This is a genomic window from Streptomyces sp. NPDC054863 (genome assembly GCF_053610825.1).
Genome location: NZ_JBSGZD010000276.1, coordinates 1 through 10,613, shown reverse-complemented (window position 1 = coordinate 10,613; position 10,613 = coordinate 1). Strand labels below are relative to the sequence as shown.

Genomic DNA, 10,613 nt, shown 5'->3' with positions numbered 1-10,613 from the left:
GGCACGGACCGCGGGCTGCCGTGCCGGACCGGCCCCTCGCCGGGCGGCTCATCCGCTCAGCGCGGCCTTCATCATCTTCTGGGCCACCGGCGCCGCCAGACCGTTTCCGCTGACCTCGGAGCGGGCCGCGCCCGAGTCCTCGACGAGGACCGCCACCGCGACCTCCTTGCCGGTCGAGGCGTCCTTCGCGTACGACGTGAACCAGGCGTACGGCGTCTTGCTGTTGTTCAGGCCGTGCTGCGCGGTGCCCGTCTTCCCGCCGACCTCCGCGCCCGGGATCCTGGCGTTGGTGCCCGTGCCGTCCTCGACGACCGTGACCATCGCGCTGCGCAGCTGCTCGGCGGTGCGCTCCGAGACGACCCGGGTGGACTTCCCGTCCTCGTACTTCTCCAGGGTGTCGCCTCCCGCGCTCGTCACCTCGGACACCATGTGCGGGGCCGCCAGCTCGCCGCCGTTGGCGAGTGCCGCCGACACCATCGCCATCTGGAGCGGCGTCGCCGTCACGTCGAACTGGCCGATGCCCGTCAGCGCGGTCTGCGCCTTGTCCATGCCCTTGGGGTAGGCGCTCTCGTAGGCCCGCACCGGCACGTCCAGCTTGTCGTTGTTGAAGCCGAACTTCTCCGACATCGCCTTCACCTTGTCCTGGCCGAGGTCCACGGCCAGCTTCGCGAAGACGTTGTTGCAGGAGTACTTCAGGGCCGCGCGCAGGGTGGCGTTCTCGCAGGGGGCGGACCTGTTCTCGTTGTGCAGGACGGTCCTGGTGCCGGGGAGGGTGTACGGGTCGGGGCTGTCCGTCGCGGTGTCCACCGAGTCGTACAGGCCGTTCTCCAGCGCAGCGGACGCCACGACCAGCTTGAACGTGGAGCCGGGCGGCAGCGGCTGGCGCATCGCCCGGTTCGTCATCGCCTTGTCCTCGTCGTCCCCCGACGACAGCTTCCGCCACGCCTCGCCGTCGCTCTGCCCGGCGATCTTCGACGGGTCGTACGACGGGGTGGAGACCATGCCGAGGATCCGGCCGGACTTCGGGTCGATCGCGACGGCCGCGCCCTTCTTCTTGCCGAGCGCCTCGTACCCGGCCTTCTGCACGGCCGGGTCGATCGTCGTCACCACGTTGCCCGGCCGGGTGTGCTTGCCCATGAGCAGGTCGGAGGGGCTCTTCAGCCGGTCGTCCGTGCCGTCGAGCACATGGCTGTAGATGCCCTCCAGCTGGGTCGCGCCGTACACCTGCGAGCTGTAGCCGGTGACGGCCGCGTAGAGCTCGCCTTCGGTGTAGGTGCGCTTGTACGCGAGGTCGCTGCCCTCCGTCCTCGTCGATCCGGTGACCGGCGAGCCGGCCACGATGATGTTCCCGAGCGGGTTCGCGTACTGCGCGATGATGTTCCGCCGGTTGTCCTTGTTCTCCGCGAGCGCCTTGCCGTTGTACGCCTGTACCCAGGTCACCCGCACCAGCAGCGCGAGGACGAGCAGCATGCAGAAGACGGCGGCGTGCCTGATCGTCTTGTTCATCCTGCGGGGAGGACGAGCGGCGACCGGGGAGAAGTTCCGTTACGTACCTCTTCTCATGGTTTCCTCATGCGGCTGCCGGGGTCAGCGGGGCTGGATGAACCCCGATTCGTACGCCACGATCACCGCCTGCGTACGGTCCCTGGCCCCGGTCTTCGCCAGCACCGCGGCCACATGGCTCTTCGCGGTCGCCGCGCCGAAGCCCAGGGCGCCCGCGATCTCCGCGTTGGTCAGCCCCTTCGCCATCAGCCGCAGCACCGAGGACTCCCGCTCGGTGAGCCTGGCCACCCACGGCGCCGTCGCCGCCTCCTTGCGGTGGCCGTACTCGGCGGCCAGCGCACGCACCGCGGCCGGGAACAGCAGGCTGTCGCTCCGGGCGACCAGCCGGACCGCCTGCACCAGGTCCTCGGCCGCCGCCCGCTTCAGCAGGAACCCGGCGGCGCCCGCGCGCAGCGCGTCGTACACGTAGGAGTCGTTCTCGAAGGTGGTGACGACGACGATGCGGGGCGGCTCGGCGAGGGTGGCGAGGATCTGCTCGGTGGCGCGGATGCCGTCGATCTCCGGCATCCGTACGTCCATGAGGACCACGTCGGGCCGCAGTGCGCGCACCACCGACACCGCCTCGGCGCCGGTCGTCGCCTCGCCGACGACCTCCAGGTCGGGCTCGGCGTCGAGGATGACGCGCAGGGCGGTACGGACCATGCGCTCGTCGTCGGCGACGACGAGGCGGACGGGGGTCCGGGGCGGGACCGGGGGAGTGCTCATCGGGTGCTTCCGTCCGTGGTCGTGCCGTTCATGGCTGTGCTGTCCATGGCTGTGCCGTCCGTGACCGTGCCGTCCGTGACCGTGCCGCCCGCGACCGGCAGGCGTGCCGTGATCCGCCACACCTTCCCGTCCTTCGGCCCGGCCTCCGTGTGCCCGCCGAGCAGGGTGGCCCGTTCGGCCACGCCGCGCAGGCCCCGGCCGCCCCCGGGGCGTACCACCGCGGGCCGGCCCGGCAGCGGGTTCTCCATCACGATCTCCAACTCCTCGCCGCGCAGGGCGATGTGCAGGGAAACAGGTGCGCCGCCGCCGTGCCGCAGCGCGTTGCTCAGACCTTCCTGGACGATCCGGTACGCCTCCCGGGACACCGGCTCGGGCACCCTCGCCAGGTCGCCCTCGCCGGTGTGCGCGACCTCGACGCCGCTGCGGGCGACGAGCTCGTCCAGAGCGTCCAGGGCGGGACCCGAGAACCCCTGCGGATCGTCCTCGCCGCGCCGCAGCACCCCCAGTACGGCGTCGAGTTCGCCGACCGTGCGCCGGGTGGTCTCCTCGATGGCCTCCAGTGCCTCCCGTACGAACTCCACGTCCGAGGCCCGCCCGCTGCCGAGGACCTTGCGGGCGGCCCCCGCCTGGAGCGTCACCGCGCTCAGCGCGTGCCCCACCGAGTCGTGCAGCTCGCGGGCCAGCCGGTTGCGCACGGCGAGGTCGGCGGCCCTGCGCTCGGCCGCCGCCAGCCGGTCGGCGGGGGCAGGACCGAGGAGTACGGGAGCCGCCCGGGCGAGCAGCGCGGCGGCCCCGGCGCTCACGGCGGCCAGCGCCAGCATGGAAGCGATGGCGATGACCGGCCCGAGCGCCAACCCCCAGGCGTGGTCGAAGAGTTGAGGCATGCCGGGCCAGGAGTCCCGCAGCCCGGACGAGAACGGAAGCGCGGTCAGTACGGCCGCGAACGGGGTCAGCGAGAGCGAGGCCCCGCTGATGATCCCGCCGAGGGTGACGTGCAGTACGAACCACCCGGAGCTCCGCACCCGGGTCGCCCGCGTCCTGGCGGGGCCGTCCGGGAGCCGTTCCCCGGACGGCAGGTCCGGCAGCAGTCCGAGCGCCCTGATCACCGCCACCGACAGCGGCCTGGCCGGGGCGAGCAGCCCGAAGACGGCGGTCAGCGGCAGGGTCGCGGCGAGGGCCAGGAGCTGGACCGCCACGGACCCGAAGGGGCTCGCGCTGCCGCTCAACGGCCCGACGAACACGGTCGTGAGCAGGTAGAACGGCATCAACAGCGCGCCGCCCACGACCAGATGGAGCCAGCCGATCCGGGCCTTCCGGCCGAACAGCAGCGTCCGCAGGGCCCGTGGGTTCATGCGGCGAGCCGCCGCTGCCGCCGTACGAAGAAGGAAGTGCCGCCCGCGAGGGCGAGGAGGCCGGTGATCACCTGTACAGCGTAGGTCAGCACGGTCAGGGCCGTGAGCCGGTCCGCCCCGGTGGCGACGGCCCCCGCCGTGGCCAGCATCCAGCCGCCCCAGCAGCCCAGCACGCCCACCCCCGTCCAGGCCAGCGCCAGCGGCACCCGCAGCGGTACCCGGCCGCCGATCCGCAGCGAGAGCATCAGCAGTCCGGCGACGGCGACCAGGGCGAAGGCGGCGTGCACGCCCGTGACCAGCCGGGCGTCGGTGTGGAGCGGTTCCGCGGCCCCGACCGCGCGCCCGGTGAAGGCTTCGAGCAGATGCGGTACGGAGCAGAGCGCGGCCAGCAGCGCGGCCACCGGGCCGAGGGCACGTACCGTCCCCGAAGGGCGGGGGAGTTCACCGACGGTGCCCTGCCACAGGTGACCCCAGCGCTCCCGTGCGTACAGCACGAACAGCGAGCCCAGGGTCAGCCCCTGCACGATGAAGCCGCCGTACACCACCCCGAACACCCACGCGTCCAGGAAGGGCTCACCCTCCCCGGGGGCGACGCCGAGCGCCCCGCCGGTCAGCAGTTGCAGCGGGAAGCCCACCATGATCGGGGCGAGCAGCCCGGACGCCGCCCACATCGGCAGCACCAGCAGCGGGGCGGCCACACGCCGCCCCCACCCCTGGGTGAGCAGCAGCGCGAGCACGACGACGCAGGCGTCCATCAGCACGGTCACGGAGTTGGCGACGGCCATGACCCCCGGCTCCTCCAGCAGCGTGCTGCTGTCCGGGATGCCGAGCCGCCCGCCCGCGATCCAGCTGATCTTGAGGGCGAGGTACGGCAGGCACGAGACGATCGCGACGGCGCGGAGGGCGCGGCGGGCGGGGGAGGCGGGGGAGGTGGGGGCGGTGGCCCGGGGCCGGTCGTGCGGGCCTGCGGCCGAGGTGAGCGGTGTCGAGGTCATGCCTCCACGCTCCCGCCCGGGCCGGGTCCGCACCTCCTGCCCGCTGACGATCCGCCTCCGCCGTGCGGGGGAGGGAAACGTGCGGGGGAGGGAAACGTGCGGGGCCCGGGAATGTGCGGGGCCCGGGAATGTGCGGAGGGCTTCTCCGGTTGACCTCATTGTTGAATTCGTTGACGTTTGTACTTGTGTGAGACCAGGAGACAAGAATCATGACCACGCCCGCGCCCGCACCCCTGCGCGTAGAGATCTGGTCCGACATCGCGTGCCCCTGGTGCTATGTCGGCAAGGCCCGCTTCGAGAAGGGCCTTGAGGACTTCGCGCACCGCGGCGATGTCGAGGTGGTGCACCGTTCCTTCGAGCTGGACCCGAACCGCGCCAAGGGCGACGTCGCCCCCGTCCTGGACCTGCTGGCCCAGAAGTACGGCCGTACGCGCGAGCAGGCGCAGGCCATGGAGGCCACCGTCGCCTCCAACGCGCACGCGGAGGGCCTCGGCTACCTGACCGAGGGCCGGGACAGCGGTTCCACCTTCGACATCCACCGCGTCCTGCACCTGGCGAAGGCGCGCGGTCTGCAGAGCGAGCTGCTCGACCTCGCCTACCGGGCGAACTTCGCCGAGGAGCGGTCCGTCTTCGACGACGAGGTGCTGGTGGAGCTGGCGGTGACGGCCGGGCTCGACGAGGCGGAGACCCGTGCGGTGCTCGCCGATCAGGACGCGTACGCCGAGGACGTGCGCGTGGACGAGCGCGAGGCGGCCGAGCTGGGCGCGAACGGCGTGCCGTTCTTCGTCTTCGACCGCCGCTACGGGATCTCCGGCGGCCAGCCCGCGGAGGTCTTCACGCAGGCGCTGGAGCAGGCGTGGAAGGAGCGGGGGCCGCTGACGACACTGGCCGCGTCCCCGGAGGCAGCGGGCGAGACGTGCGACGTGGACGGCAACTGCGCGTGACCTCGTGAACCCGTGACCCTGTGGCCTCGTGACCTCGTGGCCTCGTGGCCTCGTGACCTCGTGAAAGTGTGTGGTGGACGGGGAGTTGGTGGTGGGGGCAGAGTTTGCCGCATGACTACTTCTCCCCTCCGCAGCCTCGCGCCCGAGGAATTCGCCCCCGAGGTCACGTACGTCAACACCTCGTCGTACGGCCTGACTCCGCGCCGTACGGTCGAGGTGGTCACGGCGCTCGTCCGGCAGAGCGCCACCGGGGCCCACGCCAACCCCGGTTCCTTCGAGTCCTTCGAGCTCGCGCGCGCCGCTTTCGGGCGGCTGGTCGGGGTCGGGGAGGACCGCGTCGCGGTCGGCACCTCGGTCGCGGTGCACGTGGCGGTGGTCGCGGCCTCACTCGCGGCCGGGAGTGAAGTCCTCTCCCCCGAGGGCGAGTTCGCGTCGCTCGTCACGCCCTTCTCCGCGCGCGGCGACCTGAAGGTGCGGTACGTGCCCCTGGCGGAACTGGCCGCCGAGGTGCGCCCGGAGACGGCGCTGGTGGCCTGGTCGGCGGTGCAGTCCGCGGACGGCCGGGTCGCCGACGATGCGGCGGTGCGCGCGGCAGCCGCCGCACACGGTGCGCGCACGCTGCTGGACATGTCCCAGTCGGCGGGCTGGCTGCCGGTCTCGGCGGGGCTGTACGACTACACGGTGACCGCGGCGTACAAGTACCTGATGTGCCCGCGCGGCACGTCGTTCCTGACGGTCTCGCAGGAGGCTCAGGAGCGGACCGTGCCGGTGCAGGCGGGGTGGCTCGCGGCGCAGGACATGTGGGGGAGCACGTACGGCCCGGTGACCGAATTCGCCTCCTCGGCACGGCGGTTCGACGCGTCGGCGCCGTTCCTCTGCTACGAGGGGGCGGTGGAGTCGCTCGGGCTGCTGGAGCCGCTCGGGGTCGATGCCGTCCACGCCCACAACGTCGCTCTCGCGGACCTGTTCCGGGACGGCCTCACGGCCCTGGGCCACACGCCGGTGGCGGCACCGGGGTCGGCGGTGGTGGCCGTGCCGGGGCTGGGAGCACGGGCGGAGGAGCTGGCCGGAGCGGGGGTCAGGGTGTCCGCCCGGGCGGGGAACCTGCGGGCGTCGTTCCATCTGTACAACGGGGCGGAGGACGTGTCGCGTGTGCTGAGCGTGCTGGGGGAGTAGGGGAGTGGGCCCCGGGCCGGGGCCCCACGCAGGGCCCTGCGGCTCGGCCCGGGGCGCACCGTGCGCGTCATCTTCGTGCGGGTGCGTCGTGGCCGGTCGCGCAGTTCCCCGCGCCCCCAAAATGCCTGCCCCCGAGCCCTCGGCCTCCCTGGGCGGCCCCCCTCACTGCGGCATGCTCCGCACGCGCTCGCGACCGCCCCCTCGCCTCAGCTACGCCGTCCCCGCGCCAGCGCGACCGCTCCTCCGCCTGCCGCCAGCAGCACCACTGCGCCCCCCACCAGGTACGGCGTGGCCGAACTGCCTCCCGTCTCCGCCAGGTTCGCTGCCTCCGGACCCGGTGCCGCCTTCACCACACCAGCCGTCTGCGGCTTCACTTCCGCGGGCGCGACGGGCGCAGCCGGTGCCGGCTTCACCGTGCGGACGTCCGGCACCGTGCACCCCGTCTCTGCCAGCGTCACCACCCCCTCGACCTCCGCGACGTTCAGCTTCAGCGGGTTCACGGACACCTTCAGTTCCAGTGCCGCCGCAGCCGCCGTCCGTGTCGTCGTGTGCGTCTTCGAGAGGGTGAGGGCGACCTCGCCCACCGCCGGGACCGTCACCCGGGTCACTCCGCCCGCGCTCAGCGTGACCCGCTTGCCCAGTACGGTCACCCGGCCCAGCGCGTTCGCCTGCGCCTGTGGCCGTGCGCCCGCCACGCACACCGACTTCGACGTGACCTTCTCGACCTCGATGAGCGGGAGCAGCGGCAGTCCCGGCACGTGCACCTTGGCGTGGGCGAGTTCCGAGCGGCCCTCGGCCCGGTCGCCCTCCACCGTCGCCTTCGCGGTGGCCACGTCGGCGCGCAGCATCGAGACCGGCCGCCCCTTGTCGACGCCGTCCACCTGGACGGTGAGTGCCGTGCGTGCCGCGCTCGCCGGTGCCTGCACCTCGTTGAGCGTGGCCTTAACCGGCACGTTCAGCGTCTTGTTGAGGAGGGAGACGTCGAGTCCGGCACGCAGCACCGACGCGTTGGCCCTGCCCGTCTCCGACGAGGGACGGTCGGTGGCGTGTGCCGAGCCGGTGACGAGAGCGGCGGTCAGCAGCGCCGCCGAACCCACGGCGCAGCGGCGTGCGGGCATGCGGAAGAGAGAGCTGTTCAAGGTGGTGGAACCCCCACAAGTGAATGGCGTCGCCGGGCGGCGCCACCCACCACGGGGGACACCGTGGACGAGGGCGGTCGGCGGTCGGCGACCGAGACACGGGAATCTTTACGCACTGAGGGTGAATGAACAGGCGCCCAGCGTGAGTTCACCCCAAAGGGGGGTTTTAGTCCGTACGTTCGCTTCTTGCGGTACGGGTGTTCGCATCAGCCCCGTCGGCCCCGCCTTTTCGGGGGCGCGCCGATGAAGACGTACAACGAGCAGCGCCGCCCCCGCGTCACCCCCTCCTCAGCCCCCGTCGATCACGCGCCCGTTCAGCACCACGTGCCGAGGTGCTCCCAGTACCCGTACGTCCGCCCGTGGGTCCGCCTCGTACACGACGAGGTCGGCGGGTGCGCCCTCCTCCAGGCCAGGGCGTCCCAGCCACTCCCGCGCGCCCCACGCGGTGGCGCCGAGCGCGTCCCGTACCGGAATGCCCGCCTTCACCAGTTCGGCCACCTCCTCGGCGACCAGCCCGTGGGCGAGCGAGCCCCCGGCGTCCGTGCCGACGAAGATCGGGACGCCCGCGTCGTACGCCGCGCGCACCGTGTCGTACCGGCGGGCGTGCAGCTCCCGCATGTGGGCGGACCAGCGCGGGAACTTGGCCTCGCCGCCGTCCGCGAGGTGCGGGAACGTCGCGATGTTCACGAGGGTGGGGACGATGGCGACGCCGCGCTCCGCGAAGAGCGGAATGGTGTCCTCGGTGAGTCCCGTCGCGTGTTCGATGCAGTCGATTCCCGCCTCCACCAGGTCCCGCAGCGAGTCCTCGGCGAAGCAGTGTGCGGTGACGCGCGCCCCCAGCCGGTGCGCCTCCGCGATCGCCGCCTCCACCTCTCCGCGCGGCCAGCAGGGGGTCAGGTCACCGGCCTCGCGGTCGATCCAGTCGCCGACGAGCTTGACCCAGCCGTCGCTCCTGCGCGCCTCGGCCGCCACGTACGCGACGAGGTCGCCGGGCTCGATCTCGTGCGCGTAGTTCCGGATGTAGCGGCGGGTGCGGGCGATGTGCCGGCCCGCCCGGATGATCTTGGGGAGGTCCTCGCGGTCGTCGATCCAGCGGGTGTCCGCGGCCGATCCGGCGTCCCGGATCAGCAGCGTGCCCGCGCCCCGGTCGGTGAGCGCCTGCTTCTCGCTCGTCTCCGCGTCCACGGCCCCGTGCCGGTCGAGCCCGACGTGGCAGTGCGCGTCGACGAGCCCCGGCAGCGCCCAGCCCTCGACCGTCGCCAACTCCCTTGCCGAGGCGGGGCGTTCGTAGGTGACCCGGCCGTCCACCGCCCACAGCTCGTCCCGTACGTCGTCGGGCCCGACCAGCACCCGCCCCTTCACGTGCAGCACCTTGTGATCGCTCATCCCCGCACTGTACGAGGCACCGGACGAGGCGCCCGGTGTGCCTGCCGCGTACCGTCCGTGCGCCGCCCGGCGGCTACGCTCGTCCGGGTAGGCCCGAACACTGATCCGAAGAGAGCACCGTCGTGACACATCCCCTGCTGGACCTGTCTCCCGTCACCGCCGTGGACTTCGCACGCATCGAGCAGAAGGTCGCGGCCCTGCTCGGTACCGAGCAGGACGTGGTGATCATGCAGGGCGAGGCGCTGCTGCCCCTGGAGGCGTGCATCCGGGCCGGCGCCCCGCGCGGATCGAGCGCGCTGAACATCGTCACCGGCCCCTACGGGCAGACCTTCGGCAACTGGCTGCGGGACTGCGGGGCGGACGTGGTGGACCTCGCGGTGCCGTTCCACGCGGCCGTCACCGCGGACCAGGTGCGCGAGGCGCTCGCCGCGCACCCGGAGATCGGCTTCGTCTCGCTGGTGCACGCCGAGGCCGCGACGGGCAACACCAACCCGGTCGCCGAGATCGGCGAAGTGGTCCGTGCGCACGGTGCGCTCTTCTACCTGGACGCCGTCGCGTCGGTCGGCGCCGAGCCGGTCACCCCCGACGCGTGGGGCGTCGACATGTGCATCATCGGTGCGCAGAAGGCGATGGGCGGACCTGCCGGAGTGTCGGCCGTGTCGGTGAGCGCCCGCGCCTGGGAGCGGTTCGCCGAGAACCCGGACGCGCCCCGCGCCTCGTACCTCTCGCTCCTCGACTGGAAGGCGCGGTGGATCGACGGCGGGCGCAAGGCGCTGATGTTCGCCCCGGCGCAGCTGGAGATGCTGTCGCTGGAGGCCTGCCTGGAGCGCATCGAGGACGAGGGCATCGACGCCGTCACGGAGCGGCACGCGGCGGCTGCCGCGGCGACCCGGGCGGGTGCGGTCGCGCTCGGCGGCGCGATCGGGCCGTTCGTGTACGAGGCTCGGGACGCGGCTCCCGTGGCGACGACCCTGCGCGTGACGGACGGCCTGGACGCCGGCGAGGTCGTCGCGAAGGCCCTCGCCCTCGACCCCTCGGTGCCGCTGATCGCGGGGGGAGGGGCACTGGCCAAGGAGATGATCCGGGTCAACCACTACGGCGTCGACGCGTCGCGCGAGGTGGTGCTGGCCTCGATCGCGGCGCTGGGCGGGGCCCTGGCGGCGTTCGGCCGGTCCGCGGACCTCGCTTCTGCCCGGGACGCCGTGACGGAAACCTGGCCGGGCGAATAATTCGCAATTGAATTACGGGGGATTCCCCGGAGTTCACAGGAATTCACAGAAAACGGGAAGCTGCTTATTCACCGCAGCTTCCCGTTTTCTTATGCCCGCTTCTCCGGAGCCTAAACGCCAAGAT

At 72.5% G+C, this 10,613-nt stretch carries 9 protein-coding genes; 3 read left to right on the top strand and 6 right to left on the bottom strand.

What is annotated here, in order from left to right; translation table 11 throughout:
• Positions 1–48 precede the first annotated feature (48 nt).
• From ACWGIG_RS31720 to ACWGIG_RS31705, 4 genes are all read right to left on the bottom strand, one after another.
• Entirely contained in the window at positions 49–1,506 is a 1,458-nt protein-coding gene (locus ACWGIG_RS31720) for a peptidoglycan D,D-transpeptidase FtsI family protein (RefSeq protein WP_453325139.1), read from the bottom strand.
• A gap of 81 nt (positions 1,507–1,587) precedes the next feature.
• Entirely contained in the window at positions 1,588–2,268 is a 681-nt protein-coding gene (locus ACWGIG_RS31715; RefSeq protein ID WP_453325138.1) for a response regulator, read from the bottom strand.
• Positions 2,265–3,620: a sensor histidine kinase gene (locus ACWGIG_RS31710; RefSeq protein WP_453325137.1), complete on the bottom strand. Its 1,356-nt coding sequence runs from the start codon at positions 3,618–3,620 to the stop codon at positions 2,265–2,267. Before ACWGIG_RS31710 ends, ACWGIG_RS31715 begins: the two co-directional genes overlap by 4 nt.
• Complete coding sequence (locus ACWGIG_RS31705; protein ID WP_453325136.1) at positions 3,617–4,615, bottom strand: hypothetical protein; 999 nt, start codon at positions 4,613–4,615, stop codon at positions 3,617–3,619. Before ACWGIG_RS31705 ends, ACWGIG_RS31710 begins: the two co-directional genes overlap by 4 nt.
• Before the next feature lie 233 nt (positions 4,616–4,848).
• Here ACWGIG_RS31705 and ACWGIG_RS31700 point away from each other — a divergent pair, with 233 nt between their 5' ends.
• Both ACWGIG_RS31700 and ACWGIG_RS31695 read left to right on the top strand, forming a co-directional pair.
• Entirely contained in the window at positions 4,849–5,559 is a 711-nt protein-coding gene (locus ACWGIG_RS31700; protein WP_453325140.1) for a DsbA family oxidoreductase, read from the top strand.
• Positions 5,560–5,670: 111 nt separating this feature from the next.
• Entirely contained in the window at positions 5,671–6,735 is a 1,065-nt protein-coding gene (locus ACWGIG_RS31695) for an aminotransferase class V-fold PLP-dependent enzyme (RefSeq protein ID WP_453325135.1), read from the top strand.
• Between the two features lie 206 nt (positions 6,736–6,941).
• On the opposite strand, the gene ACWGIG_RS31690 is transcribed toward ACWGIG_RS31695, so the two are convergent.
• Entirely contained in the window at positions 6,942–7,874 is a 933-nt protein-coding gene (locus tag ACWGIG_RS31690) for an SCO1860 family LAETG-anchored protein (RefSeq protein WP_453325134.1), read from the bottom strand.
• A 288-nt stretch (positions 7,875–8,162) separates the two neighbouring features.
• Positions 8,163–9,260 carry an amidohydrolase family protein gene (locus ACWGIG_RS31685; RefSeq protein ID WP_453325133.1) on the bottom strand — a complete coding sequence of 366 codons (1,098 nt, stop codon included), beginning with the start codon at positions 9,258–9,260 and terminating at the stop codon, positions 8,163–8,165.
• Positions 9,261–9,382: 122 nt separating this feature from the next.
• Here ACWGIG_RS31685 and ACWGIG_RS31680 point away from each other — a divergent pair, with 122 nt between their 5' ends.
• Entirely contained in the window at positions 9,383–10,489 is a 1,107-nt protein-coding gene (locus ACWGIG_RS31680) for a pyridoxal-phosphate-dependent aminotransferase family protein (RefSeq protein ID WP_453325132.1), read from the top strand.
• Positions 10,490–10,613 lie beyond the last annotated feature (124 nt).

Coding starts and splice junctions, on each gene's coding strand:
- ACWGIG_RS31710 (WP_453325137.1), bottom strand. CDS start 3,620: ATGAACCCACGGGCCCTGCGGACGCTGCTGTTCGGCCGGAAGGCCCGG.
- ACWGIG_RS31715 (WP_453325138.1), bottom strand. CDS start 2,268: ATGAGCACTCCCCCGGTCCCGCCCCGGACCCCCGTCCGCCTCGTCGTC.
- ACWGIG_RS31705 (WP_453325136.1), bottom strand. CDS start 4,615: ATGACCTCGACACCGCTCACCTCGGCCGCAGGCCCGCACGACCGGCCC.
- ACWGIG_RS31695 (WP_453325135.1), top strand. CDS start 5,671: ATGACTACTTCTCCCCTCCGCAGCCTCGCGCCCGAGGAATTCGCCCCC.
- ACWGIG_RS31720 (WP_453325139.1), bottom strand. CDS start 1,506: ATGAACAAGACGATCAGGCACGCCGCCGTCTTCTGCATGCTGCTCGTC.
- ACWGIG_RS31685 (WP_453325133.1), bottom strand. CDS start 9,260: ATGAGCGATCACAAGGTGCTGCACGTGAAGGGGCGGGTGCTGGTCGGG.